The following is a 23,605-nucleotide window of genomic DNA, read 5'->3' as shown; positions in this document are numbered from 1 at the left end:
CTTCCGCTCCCCAGGGGTAACCACGCCATGACGCAGCCGCCGCCACCGCCGAACCAGCCGCCCGGCCCGCCGCCGGGACAGCCGCCGAACCCGCCGCAGCAGCCCGCCGGCGGGTACGGCACCCCGCCGCCCCCGCAGAGCCAGCCCCCGGGCTACCCGCAGACGCCGCCGCCGGCCGAGCCCGGCTACGGCTACCCGCAGCAGGCCGCTCCGCAGACCCCGCCGCCGGGCGCGCCGTACGGCTACCCGCAGCAGGGCGCACCCGGCCAGCCGGCCTACAGCGCGCCGACCCAGCCGATGCAGGCGCAGCCCGCCCGGCCGGAGGGCGGCGGCGGGTTCCTGAACAGGACGCAGCTGCAGATCGTCATTGCCGCGTGCCTCGCCATCGTCCTGATCATCGGCGGCGGCTTCTGGTACTCCACCACCAAGGACGACGGCGGCAAGCAGGACCAGGCCAAGAACAGCTCGGACGGCTCCGGCGGCGAGGACGGCAAGGAGGGCAAGGACGGCGAGGAGCAGGCCGCCGCCGACGGCCCGGGCACGGAGAAGGCCCCGGCCGACCCCGCGTCCAAGGTCAACTTCCAGCTCCCGATCCCGCCGCGCCTCGACGTGACCGGTGTGCCCGGCTCGTGGGTCACCGACAAGGCGTACGTCAAGACGGGTGTGAACACGATCGACGCGTACGACGTCGCCAACGGTTCGAAGCTCTGGAGCCTGCCGCTGCCCGGCCAGGTGTGCGCCGCCTCCCGCCAGACGACGGAGGACGACAAGACCGCCGTCGTCTTCGAGGCCAAGAAGCGGACGAAGAGCGACAAGGGCTATCCGACGTGCTCCGAGGTCGGCGTCGTCGACCTCGCCGCCGGCAAGCTGCTGTGGAGCAAGGCCGTCACCGGCGGCTCGAGCGGGGACGGCGAGTCCCGCTTCGACCAGGTCACCATCAGCGGCAACACGGTGGCCGCGGGCTACCTCGGCGGCAGCGCCGCCTTCGACCTGGCCACCGGCGCCGTCCGCTGGAAGCCCACCGTCGACGCCGACCAGTGCAAGGACATCGGCTACGGCGGCGGCAAGGCGCTCATCGCGGTGCGCCGGTGCGGTTCGTACGACGACGCGCAGGTGACCATCCAGGCGCTCAACCCCGAGAACGGCACCCCGCTCTCGTCGTTCAAGATGCCCGCGGGCGTCGAGGACGCGCGGGTCGTGTCCTCCGACCCGCTGGTCGTCGCGGCCGACGTCGGCGACACAGGGACCTTCGGCATCTCGGACTTCTTCTCGATCGACATCAAGACCGGGAAGCTGCGTGCCAAGATCGCCGCGCCGGGCGACAAGTACCTCGCGCGGTGCCCGGCCAGCGACGGTGTCGAGGGCTGCCAGTTCGTGGTCGTCGGCAACGACCGGATCTACCTGCCGACGGAGGAGCACGAGGGCACCGGCGAGTCGTACTCGCGCACCAACGAGATCGTCGCCTACGACCTCGCCACCGGAAAGTCCGTCAGCGGCCGCGCCGACGCCGGTGAGGGCTACCACCTGCTGCCGCTGCGCATGGACGGCGGCAACATCATCGCCTACAAGTGGCCCCCGTACGACAAGGGCGGCCAGGTCGTCAGCATCAACGGCGCCACGCTCAAGGAGACGCTCCTGCTGGAGAACCCGGCCGACAAGACGGTGCGGGAGGCGGAGACGAGCTTCGTCGAGTCCGGCTCCGAGTACCACTTCAGGAACGGGCGGCTGTTCATCGCGGACGACACCCTGAGCGATCCGAACAGCAGCAGCACCAGCTCGAAGCACCTGGCGATCTCCTTCGCCCCCAAGGGCTGAGGCCCGCCGGCAGTACACCGCACCGCGGCCCGGTCCCTCGCTTCAAGCGAGGGGCCGGGCCGTCGCCGTTCCCCGTGCGGGCCAGTGCGGACAGTGCCGTACAGCAGGTTCGCCACGCCTTGTCGAGCAAGTGGGCCTGTTTGGTGAGGGATTCGGCATTCTGGGGGGCTTCTGCGGAGATAGGGGCGCGTACCGTCGAACAAGCGTGTAACTTGCCGGGACTGACGTGGTGGCGGGGAGGCCGGGGGGCCGGGGCCGGCGGGACGGGGAATGGGTCTATGGGCGTTCGGCTCATGGTGGTCGACGACCACAGACTGCTCGCGGAGGCGCTCGCCTCCGCGCTGAAACTGCGCGGGCACCGGGTGCTCGCGGCGGCGGCGCCGGCGGCCGGAGCGGCCGAGCTGGTGATCGCCAGGTCTCCCGAGGTGTGTCTGCTGGGCACGGCGACGCCCGCGGAGCCGGGCGCGTTCGACCCGGTCGTACGGATCAAGCGGGAGCGGCCGCAGGTGGCGGTCGTGGTGCTCGGCCCGGTGCCCAGCCCGCGCGGGATAGCCGCGGCGTTCGCCGCAGGTGCGTCCGGCTATGTGCGCCACGACGAGCGCATCGAGGGCGTCGAGCGGGCGCTGGTGAAGGCGCGGGCGGGCGAGACGGCGGTGGCGCCGCAGCTGTTGCAGGGGGCCTTCGCGGAGCTGCTCAACCCGGCCGCCCAGCCGGACGACGAGGGCCGGCGGCTGCTGCGGCTGCTGACGCCGCGCGAGGTCGAGGTGCTGGTGCGGGTCGCGGAGGGCGAGGACACCCGGCTGATCGCGGTCGGCATGGGGATCGCGCCGAGCACGGCCCGTACGCATGTGCAGCGGGTGCTGATGAAGCTGGGGGTCGGCTCCCGGCTGGAGGCGGCGGCGCTGGCCGCCCGGACCGGTCTGCTGGACCGGGCGGCGTACGGGACGCGGCGGCCCGACCGGGCGTAGCAGCGGGCCCCTGAGCCGACTCGCATTGACTCCACCTGTTGAGTCGTGGTTTCTTGTGTTCGGTTCTGTTGGAATGGGAGTGGTTGAGGGAGCTCCGTGTGAAGAAGACGTCGATCCGGCTCGCCGACGGCCGTGAGCTCATCTACTACGACTCGCGCGACGACGCCGTGCGCGACGCGGTGGACAGCCGTCCCCTCGACGCCGTCGCCACCACCGCCGAGATCAGACGCGACGCACTGCTCGGCGACTCCGTCGCGATCGCCTCGCACCGCCAGGCCCGCACCTACCACCCGCCGGCCGACGAGTGCCCGCTCTGCCCCTCGCGCGACGGCCGCCTCAGCGAGGTGCCGGCCGCCGACTACGACGTCGCCGTCTTCGAGAACCGCTTCCCCTCCCTCGCCGGCGACGCGGGCCGCTGCGAGGTCGTCTGCTTCACCTCCGACCACGACGCGTCCTTCGCCGACCTCACCGAGGAGCAGGCCGGCCTCGTCCTCGAGGCGTGGACGGACCGCACCGCGGAGCTCGCCGAACTGCCCCAGGTCGAGCAGGTCTTCTGCTTCGAGAACCGCGGCGCCGAGATCGGCGTCACCCTCGGCCACCCCCACGGGCAGATCTACGGCTACCCGTTCGTGACCCCGCGCACCGAGCTGATGCTCCGCTCCCTCGCCGCCCACCACGAGAAGACCGGCCGCAACCTCTTCGACGACGTCGTCGCACGCGAACGCGAGGAGGGCACGCGGGTGGTGCTGGAGGGCGAGCACTGGATCGCCTTCGTGCCGTACGCGGCGCACTGGCCGTACGAGGTGCACCTCCACCCCAAGCGGCGGGTGCCGGACCTGCGGGCGCTCGACGACGCGGCGCGCGCCGAGTTCCCGGGGCTCTATCTGGAGCTGCTCAGGCGCTTCGACCGGATCTTCGGCCCCGGCGAACCGCCCACTCCCTACATCGCCGCCTGGCACCAGGCGCCGTTCCGGGCCCAGGGGCGGGACGCCTTCGGTCTCCATCTCGAGCTTTTCACCGTTCGCCGCACTTCCGGCAAGCTGAAATTCCTCGCCGGTTCCGAATCCGGTATGAACGTGTTCATCAACGATGTGCCGCCGGAGGCCGCGGCGCGGCGACTGCGAGAGGTAACGAGTTAAGTGAGCAACAAGTACCTGGTCACCGGCGGTGCGGGATACGTCGGCAGTGTGGTGGCGCAGCATCTGCTGGAGGCCGGCCACCGGGTGACCGTGCTGGACGACCTCTCCACCGGCTTCCGCGAAGGGGTCCCGGCGGGCGCCGAGTTCATCGAGGGCCGGATCCAGGACGCCGCCGGGTGGCTGGACTCCTCGTACGACGGGGTGCTGCACTTCGCCGCCTTCTCGCAGGTCGGCGAGTCGGTCGCGAAGCCGGAGACGTACTGGGCGAACAACGTCGGCGGCACCATGGAGCTGCTGGCCGCCATGCGGGGCGCCGGGGTGCGCACGCTGGTCTTCTCCTCCACCGCGGCCACCTACGGCGAGCCGGTCTCCACCCCCATCACCGAGTCCGACCCGACCGCGCCGACCAGCCCGTACGGCGCGACGAAGCTCGCCGTCGACCACATGATCTCCGGTGAGGCGGCGGCCCACGGGCTCGCGGCGGTCTCCCTGCGGTACTTCAACGTCGCGGGCGCCTACGGCGAATGCGGCGAGCGCCACGACCCCGAGTCGCACCTCATCCCGCTCGTCCTCCAGGTCGCCCTCGGCCGGCGCGAGTCGATCTCCGTCTACGGCGACGACTACCCGACGCCGGACGGCACCTGCGTACGCGACTACATCCACGTCGCCGACCTGGCGGAGGCCCATCTCCTCGCGCTGGAGGCGGCCACCGTGGGCGAGCACCTGATCTGCAACCTCGGCAACGGCAACGGCTTCTCGGTGCGCGAGGTCATCGAGACCGTCCGCGAGGTCACCGGCCACCCGGTGCCCGAGGTGGTCGCGGAGCGCCGGGGCGGCGACCCCGCCGTACTGGTCGCCTCCGCGGCGACGGCCCGGGAACGCCTGGGCTGGAAGCCGAGCCGCGCCGACCTGGCCGGCATCGTGTCGGACGCCTGGGCATTCGCCCGCAGGAGGGAGAACGGTTCATGAGCTTCACGGGCGAGGGTGTCTGGGCGGCACCCGGCAGGGTCAACCTGATCGGTGAGCACACCGACTACAACGACGGCTTCGTGATGCCCTTCGCGCTGCCGCACACCACGGTGGCGACCGTCGCCCGCCGCGACGACGGCGTCCTGCGGCTGTCCTCCGCCGACATGGAGGGCGGCCCGGTCGAACTGCGTGTCGACGACCTCGCCCCCGGCGGCCCCGGCGGCTGGACCGACTACCCGGCGGGCGTCGTCTGGGCGCTGCGCGACGCCGGCCATCCGGTCGGCGGCGCGGACATCCACTACGAGTCGACCGTGCCCACCGGCGCCGGCCTCTCCTCGTCCGCGGCGATCGAGGTCGTCACCGCCCTCGCCTTCAACGACCTGTACGCATTGGGCCTGGAGCCCTGGCGTACGGCCCGCCTGTGCCAGCGCGCGGAGAACGTCTACGTCGGCGCCCCGACCGGGATCATGGACCAGACGGCATCCGCCTGCTGCACCGAGGGCCACGCCCTGCACCTGGACACCCGGGACCTCTCCCAGCGGCAGATCCCCTTCGACCTGGCCGCCCACGGCCTCGAGCTTCTCGTCGTCGACACCCGCGTCAAGCACGCCCACAGCGACGGCGAGTACGGCAGGCGCCGCGCGGGCTGCGAGGCGGGCGCGGCGGCGCTCGGCGTGGACGCGCTGCGGGACGTGCCGTACGACGGGCTGGACGCGGCGCTCGCCCGGATCGAGGACCCCGAGGTGCGGCCCCTGGTGCGGCACATCGTGACCGAGAACCACCGGGTGGAGCGGGTGATCGACCGTCTGGAGGCGGGCGAGGTCCGGGCCATCGGCCCCGTGCTGACCGAGGGGCACGCCTCGCTGCGGGACGACTTCCGGGTCTCCTGCCCGGAGCTGGACCTGGTCGTGGACACGGCGCTGGCGGCCGGTGCGCTGGGCGCGCGGATGACCGGCGGCGGCTTCGGCGGCTCGGCGATCGCGCTGACGGAGACGTCCGCGTCGGCGACCGTGACCAAGTCGGTCCTGGCGGCCTTCGAGGCGTCCTCGCTCCTGGCCCCGCGTGTCTTCACCGCGGCCCCGTCGCAGGGCGCGCGCCGGCTGTCCTGAGGCGCCGCAGCGCCCCATTGGGCACAGGAATCACACCATGAACACCGCGGCCGGCCAGTTCTGCGAATAGCCTTCCGCCGCCGCCCCGCGTCCGTACTCTGAACCACAGCACCGGTGGGGGCCGGTGTTGATCAGGGGGCGAGACAGCCGGGTACGGCGCCCGGGGCGGGGGTATCGGTCACAGCACGGCGGCGGCCGTGCGATGTGCCGGGTCCTGCGTCCCCCGGGCGGCGTGCCCGTGCCGGTCTGTCCTTGGAGACTGGGGGTGTCCTGTGGTCCGTATCCGGGTCCTGGTCGTAGACGACCACCGGATTTTCGCCGAATCGCTCGCCGCGGCCCTCGCGGCGGAGCCCGATGTCGAGGTCGCCGCGGCCGGCAGCGGTCCCGCCGCGCTGCGCTGCCTGGAGCGAGCGGCGGCGGAGAGCCGCAGATTCGACGTGATGCTGGTCGACGCCGACCTGGGGGCCGCCGCCGCTGTGCCGCGGCCCGGGTCGGTCGCGCTCGCCCGCGCGGTTCCCGACGGCGCGGGCGACGGCCTCGTCGACGGCATCTCGCTGGTCGCGGGCGTGCGCTCCGTCCAGCCCGCGGTGCGTTCCGTGGTGCTCGCGCAGAAGGACGACGCCCGCCGGGCGGCGCTCGCGCTGCAGGCCGGCGCCTGGGGCTGGGTGGCCAAGGACTGCTCGCTGCAGCGGCTGCTCGCGGTGGTGCGCGGGGTGCTGCGCGACGAGACGCATCTGGCTCCGGCCCTGCTCACCGGCGTGCTGCGGGAGATGACGGCGGCCCGCAAGCACCGCACCGAGAGCGAGCGGCTGGTGGAGTCGCTGACGCCGCGCGAGCAGGAGGTGCTGCGCTGCATGGTCGCGGGCCTGGGGCGCAAAGCCGTCGCCGAGCGCCTCTTCCTGTCCCCGCACACCGTCCGGACCCATATGCAGAACGTGCTGGGGAAGCTGGGCGTCCACTCCACCCTCGCCGCCGTCGCCCTGGCCCGCCGGGCGGGTGTGGGGCCCGCCGACCTAACCGGGGATGTTGTCGAACGGGGCGGTCAACTGGCGTAGCAGCGCGGCCAGCTCGGCCCGCTGGGCGCGGGACAGCTCGGAGAGGATCGCGCGCTCCTGGGCGAGCAGCCCGGCCAGCGCCTGGTCCGCCCGGTCGCGGCCCTCGGCCGTCAGCCGGACCAGTACCCCGCGCCGGTCACTGGGGTCGGGCAGCCGCTCCACCAGGTTCTTCTTGGCCAGCCGGTCGATGCGGTTGGTCATCGTGCCGGAGGTGACCAGCGTCTGGGTGAGGAGCTGGCCGGGGGAGAGCTGGTACGGCGCCCCGGCGCGGCGCAGCGAGGTGAGCACGTCGAACTCCCACGGCTCGAGCTGGTGCTCGGAGAAGGCGATGCGCCGGGCGCGGTCGAGATGGCGGGCGAGTCTGGAGACGCGGCTGAGCACCTCGAGCGGTTCCACGTCGAGGTCCGGGCGCTCACGGCGCCATGCTGCGACCAGTCGATCGACCTCGTCCTCCATGTCGATCAGTGTAGAGGGTCTGTCGACGTGAAGTCTCTTGACGTCAAGATATAGTCTGCTGGGCTATTGGGCATGGTCGGCCCGGAGCACGTTCCGTTTCGGACTTCCGTTCCTGCGAGGGGGACTCGAACATGTATTCCGCACCCACTTGGGACCCAGAGCAGTACCTGCGCCACGCCGGGCACCGCACCCGTCCCTTCCTGGACATGCTCGCCCGTATACCCACGCTGCCCTCCGGCAGCCGCCCCGCCCGGATCGCCGACCTCGGCTGCGGCCCCGGCAACGTCACCGCCCTGCTCGCCGACCGCTGGCCCGACGCCCGCATCACCGGCTTCGACCTCTCGCCCCAGATGCTCGCCCAGGCCGAGAAGGAGTACGCCGGCACCACCGCGGGCGGCGGCCTGCTCGACTTCCGGCCCGCCGACGCCGCGCACTGGACCCCGGAGGAGCCGTACGACCTGATCGTGTCCAACGCCGCCCTGCAGTGGGTGCCGAACCACCCCGAGTCGTTCGCCGTCTGGATCGACGGACTCGCCCCCGGCGGCACCCTCGCCTTCCAGGTCCCCGGCAACTTCACCGCCCCCAGCCACGCGCTGCTCGGCGAACTGTGCGAGACCCCCCGGTGGCGCGCCCGCCTCGGCGACCACGGCCGGCGCTACGTCCACATCCTGGAGCCCGACGACTACCTGTGCCGCCTCGCCGACCTCGGCTGCGACGCCGACGCCTGGGAGACCACCTACTTCCAGCTCCTCGGCGGCGAGGACCCCGTACTGGAATGGGTCAAGGGCACCGCCCTGCGGCCCGTGCTCACCGAACTCGCCGACGACCCGGAGGCCCGGGCGGAGTTCCTCGGCCAGTACCGCGACCTGCTCCGCAAGGCGTACCCGCCGGGCCCGCACGGCACGGTGTTCCCCTTCCGGCGGATCTTCGCCGTCGCGCGCAAGGTGTCGTGACGCCCCGCCGGTGACAGCGGACCGGTGGCAACGGAAAAGCGCCCCGCGGCCTGCGGGGCGCCCTTGCGTTTCCCGGCACTTTCTCGCGCAGGGAGGGTGTTGAGGCCTAGCTCTTGCGGTGCCCTATGAGCCGCGGCTTCTGCTCCAGACCGTCCAGCCCGTGCCAGGCCAGATTCACCAGATGCGCCGCGACCTCCGCCTTCTTCGGACGGCGCGCGTCCAGCCACCACTGACCCGTCAGCGCCACCATGCCGACCAGCGCCTGCGCGTACAGCGGGGCCAGCTTCGGATCGAAGCCCCGGTTCTTGAACTCCATGCCCAGGATGTCCTCGACCTGAGTGGCGATGTCGCTGATCAGGGACGCGAACGTGCCCGTCGACTGGGCGACCGGCGAATCGCGCACCAGGATGCGGAAACCGTCCGTGTACGTCTCGATGTAGTCCAGCAGGGCGAAGGCCGCCTGCTCCAGCAGCTCACGCGGATGACCGGCGGTCAGCGCCCCCGTCACCATGTCGAGCAGCTGGCGCATCTCACGGTCCACGACGACCGCGTACAGCCCCTCCTTGCCGCCGAAGTGCTCGTACACGACCGGCTTGGAGACCCCCGCCTTGGCGGCGATCTCCTCCACGGACGTGCCCTCGAAGCCCTTCTCCGCGAACAGCGCACGGCCGATGTCCAACAGCTGCTCACGGCGCTCGGCGCCCGTCATGCGGACGCGGCGGGCACGCCTGCCGCCGGGCGTCCTGGTCTTGTCCGGACTGCCGATACTTCCGTCACTCGCCACGACGTCAATCATGCCGTCTTCGCGGCATCATCCTCGCGGCGGGTTTCATCGGCCTCGGAGCCGGTGCGCCGGGCGTCGATACGGGACTGCTGCGGCCAGCGCACGTCGTACGCCCAGCCGGCCTTCTCGAACCAGCGGATCAGCCGCGCGCTGGAGTCGAGCTGCCCGCGCAGCACACCGTGCCGGGCGCTCGTCGGCTCGGCGTGGTGCAGGTTGTGCCACGACTCGCCGCACGACAGGACCGCCAGCCACCACACGTTGCCCGAGCGGTCACGCGACTTGAAGGGGCGCTTGCCCACCGCGTGGCAGATCGAGTTGATCGACCAGGTCACATGGTGCAGCAGCGCCACCCGGACCAGCGAGCCCCAGAAGAACGCGGTGAACGCACCCCACCACGACATCGTCACCAGACCGCCGACCAGCGGGGGGATCGCCAGCGAGAGCGCCGTCCAGTAGATGAAGTCGCGCGAGATCCGGCGGAGCGCCGGGTCCTTGATCAGATCCGGCGCGTACTTGTGCTGCGGCGTCCGCTCCTCGTCGAACATCCACCCGATGTGGGCCCACCACAGGCCCTTCATCAGCGCGGGCACGGTCTCGCCGAACCGCCACGGCGAGTGCGGGTCGCCCTCCGCGTCGGAGAACTTGTGGTGCTTGCGGTGGTCGGCCACCCAGCGCACCAGCGGCCCCTCGACCGCGAGGGAGCCCATGATCGCCAGTGCGATGCGCAGCGGCCGCTTGGCCTTGAACGAACCGTGCGTGAAGTACCGGTGGAAACCGATCGTGATGCCGTGGCAGCCGATGTAGTACATCGCCACCAGCAGCCCGAGGTCCAGCCAGCTGACCCCCCATCCCCAGGCCAGCGGCACCGCCGCGAGAACGGCCAGGAACGGGACCGTGATGAACAGCAGCAGGGCGATCTGCTCGATCGACCGCTTGCTGTCACCACTCAAGGTCGCGTAGGAGGTGTCGGGGTCAGGGGTCTTCTGGGCATCGTCCAGCAGATCGGGACTTGTGGTCATGTGGCTTCCCTGGGGGTGGGGAGAGAGGGGACGGACGCCTGGCTACGGACGCGTAACCTACGGCATCGTAAGTATGGCAGTGCCCGGCGGCGCGGCAAGAGACCTGCGGACAACGCCGAGGAAATGGACACCTATCCTGGGTGACGTCGGACAGCGCGGTCCGCAAGCCTCCAGTACCCCTCCAGACGTGCTCAAACACTGCAAGGAGCCGCACCTGTGAGCAGTGCCGACCAGACACCCACCGCCAGTGCAGAACTGCGCGCCGACATCCGCCGACTGGGCGATCTTCTCGGCGAGACCCTCGTCCGCCAGGAAGGTCCCGAACTCCTCGACCTCGTCGAGCGGGTCCGCGCGCTGACACGCACCGACGGTGCGGCCGCAGCAGAGCTGCTGGGCGACACCGACCTGGAGACCGCGGCCAAGCTGGTCCGCGCCTTCTCCACCTACTTCCACCTCGCCAACGTCACCGAGCAGGTGCACCGCGGCCACGAGATGCGTGAGAAGCGCGCCGCCGAGGGCGGCCTGCTGGCCCGTACCGCCGACCGGCTCAAGGACGCGGACCCGCAGCACCTGCGCGAGACCGTGAAGAACCTGAACGTACGGCCCGTCTTCACCGCCCACCCCACCGAAGCGGCCCGCCGCTCCGTGCTCAACAAGCTGCGCCGCATCGCCGAGCTGCTGGAGAACCCGGGCCTCGCGGCCGACCGCCGCCGCCACGACCTGCGGCTCGCCGAGCACATCGACCTCATCTGGCAGACCGACGAACTGCGCGTCGTCCGCCCGGAGCCCGCCGACGAGGCCCGCAACGCCATCTACTACCTCGACGAGCTGCACACCGGCGCCGTCGGCGACGTCCTCGAGGACCTCGCCGCCGAGCTGGAGCGCGTCGGCGTCGAGCTGCCCCCGGGCACCCGGCCGCTCACCTTCGGCACCTGGATCGGCGGCGACCGCGACGGCAACCCGAACGTCACCCCCGCCGTCACCTGGGAGGTGCTGATCCTCCAGCACGAGCACGGCATCACCGACGCCATCGAGGTCATCGACTACCTCCGCGGCCTGCTGTCGAACTCGATCCGCTACGCCGGGGCCACCGAGGAACTGCTCGCCTCCCTCCAGACCGACCTGGAGCGGCTGCCCGAGATCAGCCCCCGCTACAAGCGCCTCAACGCCGAGGAGCCCTACCGGCTCAAGGCCACCTGCATCCGCCAGAAGCTCGTCAACACCCGCGAACGCCTCGCCAAGGGCACCCCGCACGAGGAAGGCCGCGACTACCTCGGCACCGCCGAGCTCATCGCCGACCTCACCCTCGTCCAGACCTCGCTGCGCGCCCACCGCGGCGGCCTGTTCGCCGACGGCCGGATGGACCGCGTCATCCGCACCCTGTCCGCCTTCGGCCTCCAGCTCGCCACCATGGACGTACGCGAGCACGCCGACGCCCACCACCACGCACTCGGCCAGCTCTTCGACCGGCTCGGCGAGGAGTCCTGGCGGTACGCCGACATGCCGCGCGACTACCGGCAGAAGCTGCTCGCCAAGGAGCTCCGCTCCCGTCGCCCGCTCGCCCCTACCCCGGCCCCGCTGGACGCCGCGGGCGAGAAGACCCTCGGCGTCTTCCACACCGTCAAGGAAGCCTTCGAACGGTTCGGGCCCGAGGTCATCGAGTCGTACATCATCTCGATGTGCCAGGGCGCCGACGACGTCTTCGCCGCCGCCGTCCTCGCCCGCGAGGCCGGCCTCGTCGACCTGCACGCCGGCTGGGCCAAGATCGGCATCGTGCCGCTGCTGGAGACCACCGACGAGCTCAAGGCCGCCGACGTCATCCTCGACGACATGCTCGCCGACCCCTCCTACCGCCGGCTCGTCTCGCTCCGCGGCGACGTCCAGGAGGTCATGCTCGGCTACTCGGACTCCTCCAAGTTCGGCGGCATCACCACCAGCCAGTGGGAGATCCACCGCGCCCAGCGCAGGCTGCGCGACGTCGCCCACCGCTACGGCGTACGCCTGCGGCTCTTCCACGGCCGCGGCGGGACCGTCGGCCGCGGCGGCGGCCCCTCGCACGACGCGATCCTCGCCCAGCCCTGGGGCACCCTCGAGGGCGAGATCAAGGTGACCGAGCAGGGCGAGGTCATCTCCGACAAGTATCTGATCCCGTCCCTGGCCAGGGAGAACCTCGAGCTGACGGTCGCCGCCACGCTCCAGGCCTCCGCCCTGCACACCGCGCCGCGCCAGTCCGACGAGTCGCTCGCCCGCTGGGACGCGGCCATGGACACCGTCTCCGACGCCGCGCACGCCGCGTACCGCAGGCTGGTCGAGGACCCGGACCTGCCGGCGTACTTCTTCGCCGCCACCCCCGTCGACCAGCTCGCCGAGCTCCACCTCGGCTCCCGGCCCTCCCGCCGCCCCGACTCCGGCGCGGGCCTCGACGGACTGCGGGCCATCCCGTGGGTCTTCGGCTGGACCCAGTCACGGCAGATCGTGCCCGGCTGGTTCGGCGTCGGCTCCGGGCTCAGGGCGCTGCGCGAAGCGGGTCTCGACACCGTCCTGACCGAGATGCACGAGCGGTGGCACTTCTTCCGCAACTTCCTCGACAACGTCGAGATGACGCTGGCCAAGACGGACCTGAGGATCGCCCGCCACTACGTCGACACCCTGGTGCCCGGCCACCTGAAGCACGTCTTCGAGACGATCGAGGCCGAGCACGCCCTCACCGTCAGCGAGGTGCTGAAGGTGACCGGCAACGACGAACTGCTCGGCTCCAACCCGGTGCTCCAGCAGACGTTCGCCATCCGCGACGCCTACCTGGACCCGATCTCCTACCTTCAGGTCGCGCTGCTCAAGCGCCAGCGCGACACGGCCGCACGCGGCGAGGAGCCGGACCCGCTGCTCTCCCGCGCCCTGCTGCTCACCGTCAACGGAGTGGCCGCCGGACTGCGCAACACCGGCTGATCCCGGACGACATGAGGGTGCCCCCACCGGGAATCCGGTGGGGGCACCCTCATTCACGCGTGAGCGTCAGTGCTGACGGGCCGTACGGCGCCGCGCCAGCAGGTAGCCGCCACCGGCGACCAGCGCGGCCGCGACCCCGGCGAGCACGCCGATCGGCGCGCCGTTGCCGGTCTCGGCCAGGTCGCCGGAGACGCCGGCCGCGGGGCTCTCGGAGGCCGCCGGGTCCGTGGCGCCGGCACCGGCGGACTCGCCGCCCGCCTCCGCCGGGTCGGACGGCGTGGCGCCTTCGTCCTCACCGGGCTTGTCACCCGTCTTGTCGCCCGGCTCGTCCCCGGGCTTGTCACCCGGCTTGTCGTCACCCGGAGTCTCGGCGTCCGGGCAGTCGACCTTGAAGACCTTGTGCTTGGCGCGGCCGTTCTCGCCGTCGAAGTTCCAGAACAGTTTGTACTGGCCGTCGGCGAGAGTCATGTCCTCGGTGCGCTCGTGGCCGGAGCCGTCGAGGGTGAGCGATCCGGACTTCACGACCTCGCCCTTTTCGAGGTCGTTCTTCGCCCAGGCCTCGATGTGCCAGTCGACCTTCTGAGCGTCGTCGAACTTGAAGCCGTCGAGGTAGAAAGTGCAGACCTTCGGCACGTTCCGCTGGTCGAACTCACCGGTCACGGCGTCGTGAATCTTCACGTTGCCGTTGTCGCCGTTGGTGGCGAAGGCGGCGGGAGCGGCCGTCAGCGAAAGCGCCGCTGCGGCTACCACGGCGCCGGTGGAACGAAGAATGCGCATAGGGGAGTCCATGGGTGAGAGGAAGGAAGCCGTGGGGGGCGGCTAAGCGTCACCATGAACGGGAGGGCAGGTCAAGCCTCGCGCGCCGCTTCCGCACCAAGGGTGCCGACTCGTCCCGATAGTCCCTGATAACGATAAGGTGAATACGCCCGTCCGGTAAGAAGGTTGGCCGCTCACAGCGCCAGGAACGACGCCAGCAGCAACGCGCCACCCGCCCCCGCCGCACCCCAGGCGGTCCGCGTCAGTCGCAGCCCGCCGCCGAGCACCGGGGCCGCCAGCAGCAGCGCCCCGCCCAGCGGCACCCAGGCGTACAGCCCGCCCGCCGGCCCCGTACGCACCGCCTCGGTGGTACCCGGCTTCAGCACGACGGCCAGCGTCGTGCCCTTCTTCACCGCGACCGACGTCTCGATCGTCACCTTCGTACGCTCGGGCGCCGGAGCCCGCGGCGTGTACGCACCCGTGCAGACGTCCTCGTCGCAGCGCGAGACGGCGAGCGTGCCGTGCTCACGGCCCTTGGACAGCAGGATGTGCTGCGCGGTGCCCCACGACGCCCACACGCCCGCGACCAGCAGCAGAAGTGCGACGAGCGCCATCGCCGCGCCCCGCGCGAGGACCAGTATCCGGCCGGACGAGTTCCGCTTCATGGGCCGCGATCCTTGGCCATGGGGCTACGCGTGGTCAACTCCCAGCGGCCCGAAGAGACCGGGGTCTCAGCGCCCCGAAACCCCCACGAACCGCGCACACCTCACGAGTTGTACGTGCTCTGCGCCCGTTCCAGCCCCTCGATGACCAGAGCCTCCACCGCGTCCGCGGCCCGGTCCACGAAGTAGTCCAGCTCCTTGCGCTCGGTCGACGAGAAGTCCTTCAGCACGAAGTCCGCCACCTGCATCCGCCCCGGCGGCCGGCCGATACCGAACCGCACCCGGTGATAGTCAGGACCCATCGCCTTCGTCATCGACTTCAGACCGTTGTGCCCGTTGTCCCCGCCGCCCAACTTCAGCCGCAGCACCCCGTAGTCGACGTCCAGCTCGTCATGGACGGCCACGATGTTCCCCGTCGGCACCTTGTAGAAATCACGGAGCGCCGTCACCGGACCACCCGACAGATTCATGTACGACATCGGCTTCGCCAGCACCACCCGCCGGCTCGACGGCCCCGGCGAACCGATCCGGCCCTCCAGCACCTGCGCCTGCGCCTTCTGAGCCCGCTTGAACGAACCGCCGATCCGCTCCGCCAGCAGATCGGCCACCATGAAACCGACGTTGTGGCGGTTGGCCGCATACCCCGGCCCCGGATTGCCGAGACCCACGACCAGCCAGGGGGCATTCACGTCCGACATCTGCGCCGCGTCTCCTCGTCAACCGGCCCCAACAGAAAGAAACGGGGTGGCGGGCCGCAGCCCGCCACCCCGGTCACACAGAGCTTACGGCTCAGGCCTGAGCGGCCTCTTCGCCGGCACCCTCGGCACCCTCGGCCGCCGGCTCCTCCGCCTGCGAGGACAGGATCTGCAGCACGACGGCGTCGTCCTCGACGGCCAGCGTGGTGCCGGCCGGCAGCGTGATGTCCTTCGCGAGGACGGCGTCACCGGCCGCCAGGCCCTCGATGGAGACCGAGACGGACTCGGGGATGTGGGTGGCCTCGGCCTCGACCGGCAGGGCGTTCATCACGTGCTCGAGCAGGAACCCGCCCGGGGCGAGCTCGCCCTCGGTGTGCACCGGGATCTCGACGTTGACCTTCTCGCCGCGCTTCACGAGCAGCAGGTCGACGTGCTCCAGGAAGCCCTTCAGCGGGTCGCGCTGCACGGCCTTCGGGATCGCCAGCTCGTTGGTGCCCTCGAGCTCCAGCGCGATCAGGACGTTCGGCGTACGCAGGGCGAGCAGCAGCTCGTGACCCGGCAGCGTCAGGTGGAGCGGGTCGGTACCGTGACCGTACAGAACGCCGGGAACCTTGCTGGCGCGGCGGATACGGCGGGCAGCGCCCTTGCCGAACTCGGAACGGCGCTCGGCGGTGAGCTTCACCTCGGACATGTGCACTCCTCGTATGGAACAGAAGAACTGGTGGCGGTCACCCGGCCACGACAGGCCTGCTACGAAGAGCGCGTCGATAACGGACCGCCGCAACCTCACCGGATGCGGCCTCCCTCGCCGAGCAACTGCACCAGTCTACCCAGCCCGCCCCACCGCCCCAAATGGATCACGCGAACCCAGGGCTGTACACCGGGGCCGGACATGCGCAAGGGCCGCCCCGCACAACGCGGGGCGGCCCTTCCGGCTTGTTACGCCTGCTCCTCGAAGAGGCTCGTCACCGAACCGTCCTCGAACACCTCACGCACCGCGCGGGCGATCGTCGGCGCGATCGACAGCACCTTGATCTTGTCGAGCTCCAGCTCGCCCGGCGTCGGCAGCGTGTTCGTCAGCACGAACTCGCTCACCTTCGAATTCTTCAGACGGTCCGCGGCCGGACCCGAGAGGATGCCGTGCGTCGCCGTCACGATCACATCCTCCGCACCGTGCGCGAACAGCGCGTCCGCCGCGGCGCAGATCGTGCCACCCGTGTCGATCATGTCGTCGACCAGGACACACACCCGGCCCTCGACCTCACCGACGACCTCGTGCACCGTCACCTGATTCGCGACGTCCTTGTCACGGCGCTTGTGCACGATCGCCAGCGGCGCGTCCAGCCGGTCGCACCAGCGGTCCGCCACCCGCACACGGCCGGCGTCCGGAGAGACGATCGTCAGCTTGTCGCGGTCGACCTTGGCGCCCACGTAGTCGGCCAGCACCGGCAGCGCCGACAGATGATCCACCGGGCCGTCGAAGAAGCCCTGGATCTGGTCCGTGTGCAGATCGACCGTGAGGATGCGGTGCGCGCCCGCCGTCTTCAGCATGTCCGCGATCAGCCTGGCCGAAATCGGCTCACGGCCGCGGTGCTTCTTGTCCTGACGGGCATAGCCGTACGACGGGATGATCACGGTGATGCTCCGCGCGGAAGCCCGCTTCAGCGCATCGATCATGATCAGCTGCTCCATGATCCACTTGTTGATCGGAGCCGTGTGGCTCTGCATCAAGAAGCAGTCGGCGCCCCGCGCGGACTCCTGGAACCGGACGTAGATCTCGCCGTTGGCGAAGTCGAAAGCCTTCGTAGGGACGAGGCCGACACCCAACTGGTGCGCAACCTCCTCGGCCAGCTCGGGGTGGGCGCGGCCGGAGAAGAGCATCAGCTTCTTCTCGCCGGTCGTCTTGATCCCGGTCACAGCACTGTCTCCTCAGACGTGTTCTCTGGCCGCGACGGTCCAAGGGGCAAGGGTCCCGGGCGCGAGCCAGCCGAATTTGTGTGCACGTATCACGGTACGCCGAGTTCGACGCACCTGTTTCCGGTCAGTTCTCCTCGACGTCCCGTTCCGTTGCCGCCGCAGCCGCCTGCGCGGCCGCGCTCCCGGGCCGCTTACGAGCCACCCAACCCTCGATATTCCGCTGCTGGCCCCGGGCGACGGCCAGCGAACCCGCCGGCACGTCCTTCGTGATCACGGACCCGGCGGCCGTGTAGGCGCCGTCCCCGACAGTGACAGGAGCCACAAACATGTTGTCCGAGCCCGTCTTGCAGTGCGAACCGATCGTCGTGTGGTGCTTCGACTCGCCGTCGTAGTTCACGAACACACTCGCCGCACCGATGTTCGTGTACTCCCCGATCGTCGCGTCACCCACATACGACAGATGCGGAACCTTCGTACCCTCGCCGATCGACGAGTTCTTCATCTCGACGAACGTGCCCGCCTTCGCCTTGGTACCCAGCCGCGTACCCGGCCGCAGATACGCGAACGGACCCACCGACGCGCCCTCGCCCACGGTGGCGCCCTCCGCCACCGTGTTGTCCACCCGGGCGCCCGCGCGCACCACCGTGTCCGTCAGCCGCGTGTTCGGACCCACCTCCGCGCCCTCCGCGAGATGTGTGGCCCCCAGCAGCTGCGTACCCGGGTGCACCACCGAGTCCGGCTCGAACGTCACCGTCACGTCCACGACCACCGACGCCGGGTCCACGACCGTGACGCCCGCCATCATGGCCTGCTCCAGCAGCCGTTCGTTCATCAGCCTGCGGGCCTCGGCGAGCTGCACCCGGTTGTTGATACCGAGGATCTCCCGGTGGTCACCGGCCACCGCCGCACCCACCCGGTGCCCCGCCTCGCGCAGAATGCCGAGCACATCGGTGAGGTACTCCTCACCCTGGCTGTTGTCCGTCCTCACCTGCGTCAGAGCGTCGGCGAGCAGCGCCCCGTCGAACGCGAACACACCCGAGTTGATCTCACGGATCGCGCGCTGCGCGGCGGTGGCGTCCTTGTGCTCGACGATCGCCGTCACCGCGCCGGTCGCCTCGTCCCGCACGATCCGGCCGTACCCGGTGGAGTCCGGCACCTCGGCCGTCAGCACGGTCACCGCGTTGCCGTCGTCGGCGTGCGTCCGCGCCAGGTCGGACAGCGTCGCGCCCGACAGCAGCGGGGTGTCGCCGCACACGACGACCACGGTCCCCTCCGGCCGCCCGCCGAGCTCCTCCAGGCCCATGCGCACGGCGTGCCCGGTGCCGTTCTGCTCGGCCTGGAAGGCGGTCCGGGTCCCGGCGTACCGCTCCCCGAGATGCGCCTCGACCTGCTCCCGCGCATGGCCGACGACGACCACGAGCTGCTCGGGATCGAGCTCACGAGCAGCGGAGACGACGTGTCCGACGAGCGACCGCCCGGCGATTTCGTGCAGGACCTTGGGGGTCTTCGACTTCATGCGGGTGCCCTCACCCGCTGCGAGAACGACGACGGCTGCCGGGCGAGTGGCGCTCACGGATATGCCCTTCGGCTTCGGGTGGTGGGGACAACCGAAGGATACCGGGGGGTTTCGGGCCGGAAACGAGCGCGGGTCCCGACCGTGCAGGTCAGGACCCGGAGCGGGCAGCTCCCCCGCCAGGACTCGAACCCGGACATAAGGCACCAAAAGCCTCAGTGCTGCCAATTACACCACAGGGGATTGTAAAGACGACCGAACCGGAGATTTGGTCCGAGCGCCTATTGGGCACCCAACACTATGCCGTACCAAGCCCCTTCCATGCGACGGTAGAGGTCGGCGCTCTTGGTGACGTAGACGACGAGGCAACCGCGGTAGGCGTCCCCGGCGTTCTTGCGCACGGTCTTCGGGTTGTGACGCTTGAGCGTGGCTCGCTGGAAGGCCGACACGTCGACACCGGCGAGCGCGGCCCAGAACCGTTCTGCCGTCGCGACGTCCGCGCTCTCGTGGATGCTCACGCGAAAGCGCATCCGGTCGCGCGTCACCCCCAACAGCTCCAGCCACCGGAGATACAGACCGATCACCTTGGGATCGCTGTTGATGAACTGGAGAACCTCGCGCCGGCGATACGGCTTGTCCTTGGCGCCCTCGGCCCAGTAGAGCGCGACTCCGGCGATGAAGAGCTCCCGGTCCGAGAGCCGGCCGATCTCGTCGCGGGCCGCCTGCTTGGCGTCTTCACGTTCCTGTTCCTCCGCCGCCCTGCGGCGGGCGAGACCGGCGTTCATCAGGGCCTGCCGCTCCTCGTCGGTGTACCGGGCCGCAGGCTTCGGCAGGTCCCGTACCCACAGCGAGATCGAGCTCTTCGAGCAGCCCAGTTCCGCCTGGATCCGGTCGTAGGTCATGCCCTGGAGGCGCAGCTCGCGCGCCTTGTCCCGCAGGTCGTCCTTGGCTCTCGGGCGCTTGGTCCACTCCGGTGGGGGTTCACCCTTGACCAGGCGGTGGAGGAGGTCGTTGTTGTCGACGCGGAGGCGGTCGCGGATCTGGCGGAGGCTGAGGCCCTCGCGGCGCAGGGCCACGGCCTGTTCGCGCAGGCCCTCGAAGTCGGCGTACTTGCCGACGTTGGATGTCATGAGGCGATCGTCGTCCGGAATGCGGACGTCCGGGTCGAATCTCTGGTCGATTCACCAGTTCGAGCGGATCTGGAGCATTCCGGGCCCGGAACGGGTGCGCCGGGCGCCGCCGTGCTCCCGTGAAAATGACTCGCGCCCGCCCGTAGGCTGGGACGCATGACCACAACGGGGGAACTGGAGGAGGCCGCGGGTCCGACCGCCCGGGGCCTGCTGTGGTGGGGGCGGCGGCGCAGTGCCGTGCTGGACGTGGGGCTCGGCGTCGTCTCTGCTTTCGAGTGTGCGCTGGAGGGGGTCGGCTTCGCGGAGCGGGCCGCGCTGCCGGTGGCGTTCGGTGTGCTGTTCGGACTGGCCGTCGGGTCGGTGCTGGCGCTGAGACGGCGGTGGCCGATCGCCGTGGTGCTGGTGTCGGTCGCGACGACGCCGGCCGAGATGGGCTATCTGCTGGGGATCATCGGGCTGTACTCGCTCGCTGCGTGCGACGTGCCGCGGCGGATCACGGCGACGCTGGCGGGGATGGCCCTGTCGGCGACGTTCATAGTGACGTTCGTCCGGGTGCGGCAGGACGTGGAGGCCGGGGACTACAGCGCCTGGTACGTGCCGCTGATGGCGGTGTTCATGTCGCTGGGGCTGACGGCGCCGCCGGTGCTGCTGGGGCTCTACGTCGGGGCGCGGCGGCGGCTGATGGAGAGCTTGCGGGAGCGGGCGGACAGTCTTGAGCAGGAGTTGTCGCTGCTGGCGGACCGGGCGGAGCAGCGGGCGCAGTGGGCGCGGCAGGAGGAGCGGACGCGGATCGCGCGGGAGATGCATGACGTGGTGGCGCACCGGGTGAGCCTGATGGTGGTGCATGCGGCGGCGTTGCAGGCCGTGGCGTTGAAGGATCCGCAGAAGGCGGTGAAGAACGCGGCACTGGTGGGGGACATGGGCCGGCAGGCGTTGACGGAGCTGCGGGAGATGCTCGGGGTGCTGCGGTCCGGTGAGGACCGGGTGCCGGCGCGGGCGGAGGGGCCGCCGTTGGCGGCGGTGGGTGCGGCGGCTGCCGCGGCTGCGGCCGCGGCGGCGGACGACGGGCCGTGCATCGCGGACATCGAGGTGCTGGTGGGGCAGTCGCGGCAGGCGGGCATGGTGGTGGAGCTCGCGGTGCAGGGTGATGTGCGGCTGTATCCGCCGGAGGTGGAGCAGACGGCGTACCGGGTGGTGCAGGAGGCGTTGACGAACGTCCACAAGCATGCGGCGGGCGCGAAGGTGATGGTGCGGCTGGCGCATCGCGTGGACGAGGTCGCGATGCAGGTGGAGAACGGTGCTCCGGACGCGGCGGGGGGCGCGGCGGACGCGGGGCTGCCGAGTGGTGGGAACGGTCTGGTGGGTATGCGGGAGCGGGTGACGGCGCTGGGCGGGGTGTTCGTGTCGGGGCCGACGGAGGTCGGGGGGTTCCGGGTGTCGGCGGTGCTGCCGGACCGGGCGGAGGTCAGCCGGCGGTGAGGCGGGTCGGCTGGACGCCGGTGACGAGGGTGGTGAGGGCCTGGTCGATGTCGGGTCCGACGTACCAGTCGCCGGTGTGGTCGATGCTGTAGACGCGGCCTTCGGCGTCCATGGCCAGTACGGCCTGCTGGTCGCCTTCCATACCGAGTGGTGAGATCTCGGTGTCGAGTGCCCGGCCGAGGTCGGCGAGGGTGCGGGCGTGGTGGAGGCCGGCGAGCGGGTCGAAGCGGAGCGGGGTGGGTGCGTGCTGGCGTCCGGGGCCGGGCGCGGTGACGGTCAGTCCGCCGAATTCGGCCCAGGCTTCGACGACGGCCGGGAAGACGGTGTGGCGGTGTCCGGCGGGGGAGACGTGGGCGCGGAGGGTGTCGGCCCAGTGTTCGGCCTGCTTGATGTCCCAGCGGCCGGGCTGCCAGCCCGCGTCGCGCAGTGCGGCGTCGATGGCGACGGGGAACCGGGTGGTGCTCAGGTGATGGTCGGGCATCGGTCGGTGGTCAGCCGTTCTGGGTGGGGGCGACGGGGCGTACGCCGAAGTGGTCGAGCAGGGCGGTGCAGGACCGGCACGGCGGGGCGTAGCTGCCGTGCAGCGGGTCGCCGTCCTCGCGGATGCGGCGTGCGGTGATTTTGGAGTGTTTGAGCGACCGGCGGGCCTCGCTGTGGGTGAGGGGTTTGCGCTGGGCGCGTTTGGAGCGCTGCGTCTCGGCCGCGGTGAGGTGGCGGGAGAGCAGTATCGCTTCGGGGCAGCGGCCGGTGAAGCGTTCTCGTTGGCCACTCGTGAGGGTGTCGAGGAAATCCTGTACGAGCGGGTGGAGGGAGGGTGGCTGGTCGCCCTTGCCGGCGGTGCAGGTGAGGGTTTCGCCGCGTACGGAGAGTGCGGCGGCGACCGCGGGCAGGATGCCGTCGCGGCGGTGCCGGAGTGCGGGCGGCTGCCTGGACTCGTCGGTGCTCCAGCTGAGGCGTGGATCACCCGATGTGCTTGGTTGCGCTGCGTGCATGGTGCTGCCGTCCCTCCCGTGCACTCCCCCGTGGTGCGGATAGACAGCCTGCCAAATGGGGTGGCCGGTAAGGAAGCTGGGTAGCTGAAACGGGTCGCCGGTGTGTCGCGGCTGGTCTGTGGGTCACTCGAAAGTGACTCTTCGTTACGGAACCGGAGGCCCGGCGGCCACTCTTGCCGCACCGCTTAGGCTGTGCTGAACCAGCCAGAAGCCAGCAGGGGGCAGAACGCATGACGACAGGTCGGCAAGGCCTGGGGGCAGCTATGGGCCCCGGGGCCGGCGCGGGTACGGCGCCATCGAATGCGGCCTACGCCGGGCAGGTCGTGCACTTCCCGGACCCGGTCCGGGCCTCCCGTCATCCCAGAGGGGTGCGGATGGACGACGCCGGCTACCCGGACTTCTCGCCGTACGCGCGTGCGGCCGCGGAGATCGCGGAGCCCCCGGAGGGCTTCGGCGTGGATGAGCTGCGGCTCACGGACTACGTCTCGGCGAACGCGGCGCTGGCCGCGGGCGGCCACGCCCTGTGGGAGACGATCCCGCCGGTGGCGACGCCGCACGGCTGGACCTGGCACCACGTGCGGGATTCGCGGCGGCTGGAGCTCGTACCGGTCGAGGTGAAGGCGTTGCTGCGGCATCACGGCGGGCTGGCGACGGCGGCCGTGGACCAGGTCAAGCGGGGTACGCGGCCGTTGCAGGAGACGCGGCCCGCTCATTTCGGGCTGCCGAGGGGTGCGGTGTCGGTGACCGAGCAGCAGTTGCTCGGTGTCGAGGAGGACCTGGGCTACCGGCTGCCGGGCGCGTACCGCTCGTTCCTGAAGGCGGCGGGTGGTTCGGCGCCGGTCGGCGCGGCGCTGGACGCGGAGCTGGGTCTGCTGGTGGACCAGCCGTTCTTCACGGTGCGGGACGAGGCCGCGGTCAATGACCTCGTGTATGTGAACAAATGTCTGCGGGACCATCTGACGAAGGACTATCTGGGCGTGGCGTTCGTCCAGGGCGGGATTCTCGCGCTGAAGGTGCGCGGGTCGGACATCGGTTCGGTGTGGTTCTGCGCGTACGACGACGCCCGCGACCAGGACGGGTGGACTGTGCAGGAGCGTGTGGAGAGGCTGCTGCTGCCCTGCGGCGAGGACTTCGACGCGTTTCTGCAGCGGCTCGCGGGCAATCCGCCGGAGCTGGAGACCGTGGCGAATCTGATGGTGGACGGCGGCTTCGCGCGCGCGGTCCCCGTCTCGGGCGAGGGGTGATGGT

General features: G+C 70.9%; 22 protein-coding genes and 1 tRNA gene. 10 read left to right on the top strand and 13 right to left on the bottom strand.

Translation table 11 applies throughout. The features are described from left to right. The first annotated feature begins 27 nt into the window (after positions 1-27). From ACWD01_RS13580 to ACWD01_RS13555, 6 genes are all read left to right on the top strand, one after another. Entirely contained in the window at positions 28-1,815 is a 1,788-nt protein-coding gene (locus tag ACWD01_RS13580) for an outer membrane protein assembly factor BamB family protein (protein WP_451161248.1), read from the top strand. Positions 1,816-2,093: 278 nt separating this feature from the next. After that, complete coding sequence (locus ACWD01_RS13575; RefSeq protein WP_451161246.1) at positions 2,094-2,783, top strand: LuxR C-terminal-related transcriptional regulator; 690 nt, start codon at positions 2,094-2,096, stop codon at positions 2,781-2,783. Between the two features lie 98 nt (positions 2,784-2,881). After that, positions 2,882-3,922, top strand: a complete 1,041-nt coding sequence (gene galT / locus ACWD01_RS13570; protein ID WP_451161244.1) for a galactose-1-phosphate uridylyltransferase — start codon at positions 2,882-2,884, stop codon at positions 3,920-3,922. Next, a complete protein-coding gene (gene galE, locus ACWD01_RS13565) occupies positions 3,923-4,891 on the top strand; it encodes a UDP-glucose 4-epimerase GalE (protein ID WP_451161242.1) in 969 nt (322 codons plus the stop codon). Then, entirely contained in the window at positions 4,888-6,000 is a 1,113-nt protein-coding gene (galK, locus tag ACWD01_RS13560) for a galactokinase (RefSeq protein WP_451161240.1), read from the top strand. The genes galE and galK overlap by 4 nt, the downstream gene beginning before the upstream one ends. A gap of 272 nt (positions 6,001-6,272) precedes the next feature. Beyond that, positions 6,273-7,055 (top strand): LuxR C-terminal-related transcriptional regulator, encoded by a 783-nt coding sequence (locus ACWD01_RS13555; protein WP_451161238.1) that lies wholly within the window; start codon positions 6,273-6,275, stop codon positions 7,053-7,055. Here ACWD01_RS13555 and tamR read toward each other — a convergent pair. Continuing rightward, a complete protein-coding gene (tamR, locus tag ACWD01_RS13550; protein ID WP_451161236.1) occupies positions 7,014-7,511 on the bottom strand; it encodes a MarR family transcriptional regulator TamR in 498 nt (165 codons plus the stop codon). The two genes, ACWD01_RS13555 and tamR, sit on opposite strands and share 42 nt — an antisense overlap. A 131-nt stretch (positions 7,512-7,642) precedes the next feature. Here tamR and ACWD01_RS13545 point away from each other — a divergent pair, with 131 nt between their 5' ends. Then, entirely contained in the window at positions 7,643-8,464 is an 822-nt protein-coding gene (locus ACWD01_RS13545; RefSeq protein WP_451161234.1) for a trans-aconitate 2-methyltransferase, read from the top strand. A gap of 106 nt (positions 8,465-8,570) precedes the next feature. Here ACWD01_RS13545 and ACWD01_RS13540 read toward each other — a convergent pair whose 3' ends face one another. Together ACWD01_RS13540 and ACWD01_RS13535 are read right to left on the bottom strand one after the other, a co-directional pair. Beyond that, complete coding sequence (locus ACWD01_RS13540; RefSeq protein ID WP_451161232.1) at positions 8,571-9,260, bottom strand: TetR family transcriptional regulator; 690 nt, start codon at positions 9,258-9,260, stop codon at positions 8,571-8,573. After that, positions 9,257-10,267 carry an acyl-CoA desaturase gene (locus tag ACWD01_RS13535; protein ID WP_451161230.1) on the bottom strand — a complete coding sequence of 337 codons (1,011 nt, stop codon included), beginning with the start codon at positions 10,265-10,267 and terminating at the stop codon, positions 9,257-9,259. Before ACWD01_RS13535 ends, ACWD01_RS13540 begins: the two co-directional genes overlap by 4 nt. A gap of 216 nt (positions 10,268-10,483) precedes the next feature. Between ACWD01_RS13535 and ppc the strand changes: the two genes are divergently transcribed. After that, positions 10,484-13,213 carry a phosphoenolpyruvate carboxylase gene (gene ppc / locus ACWD01_RS13530; protein ID WP_451161228.1) on the top strand — a complete coding sequence of 910 codons (2,730 nt, stop codon included), beginning with the start codon at positions 10,484-10,486 and terminating at the stop codon, positions 13,211-13,213. Positions 13,214-13,279: 66 nt separating this feature from the next. On the opposite strand, the gene ACWD01_RS13525 is transcribed toward ppc, so the two are convergent. The 8 genes from ACWD01_RS13525 to ACWD01_RS13490 form a co-directional block, all read right to left on the bottom strand. Beyond that, positions 13,280-13,990: an LPXTG cell wall anchor domain-containing protein gene (locus ACWD01_RS13525; RefSeq protein ID WP_451161226.1), complete on the bottom strand. Its 711-nt coding sequence runs from the start codon at positions 13,988-13,990 to the stop codon at positions 13,280-13,282. A gap of 173 nt (positions 13,991-14,163) precedes the next feature. Further along, the gene (locus ACWD01_RS13520; protein ID WP_451161224.1) at positions 14,164-14,634 is read right to left on the bottom strand and encodes a hypothetical protein; all 471 of its coding nucleotides are present in this window, start codon (positions 14,632-14,634) and stop codon (positions 14,164-14,166) included. Between the two features lie 101 nt (positions 14,635-14,735). Further along, positions 14,736-15,329: an aminoacyl-tRNA hydrolase gene (gene pth / locus ACWD01_RS13515; protein WP_451161222.1), complete on the bottom strand. Its 594-nt coding sequence runs from the start codon at positions 15,327-15,329 to the stop codon at positions 14,736-14,738. A 91-nt stretch (positions 15,330-15,420) separates the two neighbouring features. Then, a complete protein-coding gene (locus tag ACWD01_RS13510) occupies positions 15,421-16,017 on the bottom strand; it encodes a 50S ribosomal protein L25/general stress protein Ctc (protein ID WP_451161220.1) in 597 nt (198 codons plus the stop codon). Between the two features lie 248 nt (positions 16,018-16,265). After that, positions 16,266-17,243 (bottom strand): ribose-phosphate diphosphokinase, encoded by a 978-nt coding sequence (locus ACWD01_RS13505; RefSeq protein WP_356894343.1) that lies wholly within the window; start codon positions 17,241-17,243, stop codon positions 16,266-16,268. A gap of 124 nt (positions 17,244-17,367) precedes the next feature. After that, the gene (gene glmU / locus ACWD01_RS13500) at positions 17,368-18,816 is read right to left on the bottom strand and encodes a bifunctional UDP-N-acetylglucosamine diphosphorylase/glucosamine-1-phosphate N-acetyltransferase GlmU (RefSeq protein ID WP_451161218.1); all 1,449 of its coding nucleotides are present in this window, start codon (positions 18,814-18,816) and stop codon (positions 17,368-17,370) included. Positions 18,817-18,927: 111 nt separating this feature from the next. After that, a tRNA-Gln gene (locus tag ACWD01_RS13495) sits at positions 18,928-18,999 on the bottom strand. A gap of 38 nt (positions 19,000-19,037) precedes the next feature. After that, positions 19,038-19,886, bottom strand: a complete 849-nt coding sequence (locus tag ACWD01_RS13490) for a hypothetical protein (protein WP_451161216.1) — start codon at positions 19,884-19,886, stop codon at positions 19,038-19,040. 156 nt (positions 19,887-20,042) lie between these two features. On the opposite strand from ACWD01_RS13490, the gene ACWD01_RS13485 reads away from it, so the two are divergent. After that, the gene (locus ACWD01_RS13485; RefSeq protein ID WP_451161214.1) at positions 20,043-21,365 is read left to right on the top strand and encodes a sensor histidine kinase; all 1,323 of its coding nucleotides are present in this window, start codon (positions 20,043-20,045) and stop codon (positions 21,363-21,365) included. Here the strand turns inward: ACWD01_RS13485 and ACWD01_RS13480 are convergent. Both ACWD01_RS13480 and ACWD01_RS13475 read right to left on the bottom strand, forming a co-directional pair. Then, positions 21,352-21,846 (bottom strand): SUKH-3 domain-containing protein, encoded by a 495-nt coding sequence (locus ACWD01_RS13480; protein ID WP_451161212.1) that lies wholly within the window; start codon positions 21,844-21,846, stop codon positions 21,352-21,354. The two genes, ACWD01_RS13485 and ACWD01_RS13480, sit on opposite strands and share 14 nt — an antisense overlap. A gap of 10 nt (positions 21,847-21,856) precedes the next feature. Beyond that, positions 21,857-22,357 carry a YwqJ-related putative deaminase gene (locus ACWD01_RS13475; protein WP_451161210.1) on the bottom strand — a complete coding sequence of 167 codons (501 nt, stop codon included), beginning with the start codon at positions 22,355-22,357 and terminating at the stop codon, positions 21,857-21,859. A 230-nt stretch (positions 22,358-22,587) separates the two neighbouring features. Between ACWD01_RS13475 and ACWD01_RS13470 the strand changes: the two genes are divergently transcribed. Then, on the top strand, positions 22,588-23,601 hold the full coding sequence (locus tag ACWD01_RS13470) for an SMI1/KNR4 family protein (RefSeq protein WP_451161208.1): 1,014 nt from the start codon (positions 22,588-22,590) through the stop codon (positions 23,599-23,601). Positions 23,602-23,605: the final 4 nt, after the last annotated feature.

It is taken from the genome of Streptomyces sp. NPDC002835, assembly GCF_053591995.1.
This window is presented reverse-complemented; position numbering and strand designations above follow the sequence as displayed.

Excerpts from the sequence above, each read along its gene's own strand:
- ACWD01_RS13580 (WP_451161248.1), top strand. The coding sequence starts at position 28 with ATGACGCAGCCGCCGCCACCGCCGAACCAGCCGCCCGGCCCGCCGCCG.
- ACWD01_RS13575 (WP_451161246.1), top strand. The coding sequence starts at position 2,094 with ATGGGCGTTCGGCTCATGGTGGTCGACGACCACAGACTGCTCGCGGAG.
- galK (WP_451161240.1), top strand. The coding sequence starts at position 4,888 with ATGAGCTTCACGGGCGAGGGTGTCTGGGCGGCACCCGGCAGGGTCAAC.
- tamR (WP_451161236.1), bottom strand. The coding sequence starts at position 7,511 with ATGGAGGACGAGGTCGATCGACTGGTCGCAGCATGGCGCCGTGAGCGC.
- ACWD01_RS13545 (WP_451161234.1), top strand. The coding sequence starts at position 7,643 with ATGTATTCCGCACCCACTTGGGACCCAGAGCAGTACCTGCGCCACGCC.
- ACWD01_RS13540 (WP_451161232.1), bottom strand. The coding sequence starts at position 9,260 with ATGATTGACGTCGTGGCGAGTGACGGAAGTATCGGCAGTCCGGACAAG.
- ACWD01_RS13535 (WP_451161230.1), bottom strand. The coding sequence starts at position 10,267 with ATGACCACAAGTCCCGATCTGCTGGACGATGCCCAGAAGACCCCTGAC.
- ACWD01_RS13525 (WP_451161226.1), bottom strand. The coding sequence starts at position 13,990 with ATGCGCATTCTTCGTTCCACCGGCGCCGTGGTAGCCGCAGCGGCGCTT.
- ACWD01_RS13520 (WP_451161224.1), bottom strand. The coding sequence starts at position 14,634 with ATGAAGCGGAACTCGTCCGGCCGGATACTGGTCCTCGCGCGGGGCGCG.
- pth (WP_451161222.1), bottom strand. The coding sequence starts at position 15,329 with ATGTCGGACGTGAATGCCCCCTGGCTGGTCGTGGGTCTCGGCAATCCG.
- ACWD01_RS13510 (WP_451161220.1), bottom strand. The coding sequence starts at position 16,017 with ATGTCCGAGGTGAAGCTCACCGCCGAGCGCCGTTCCGAGTTCGGCAAG.
- ACWD01_RS13490 (WP_451161216.1), bottom strand. The coding sequence starts at position 19,886 with ATGACATCCAACGTCGGCAAGTACGCCGACTTCGAGGGCCTGCGCGAA.
- ACWD01_RS13485 (WP_451161214.1), top strand. The coding sequence starts at position 20,043 with ATGACCACAACGGGGGAACTGGAGGAGGCCGCGGGTCCGACCGCCCGG.
- ACWD01_RS13480 (WP_451161212.1), bottom strand. The coding sequence starts at position 21,846 with ATGCCCGACCATCACCTGAGCACCACCCGGTTCCCCGTCGCCATCGAC.
- ACWD01_RS13475 (WP_451161210.1), bottom strand. The coding sequence starts at position 22,357 with ATGCACGCAGCGCAACCAAGCACATCGGGTGATCCACGCCTCAGCTGG.
- ACWD01_RS13470 (WP_451161208.1), top strand. The coding sequence starts at position 22,588 with ATGACGACAGGTCGGCAAGGCCTGGGGGCAGCTATGGGCCCCGGGGCC.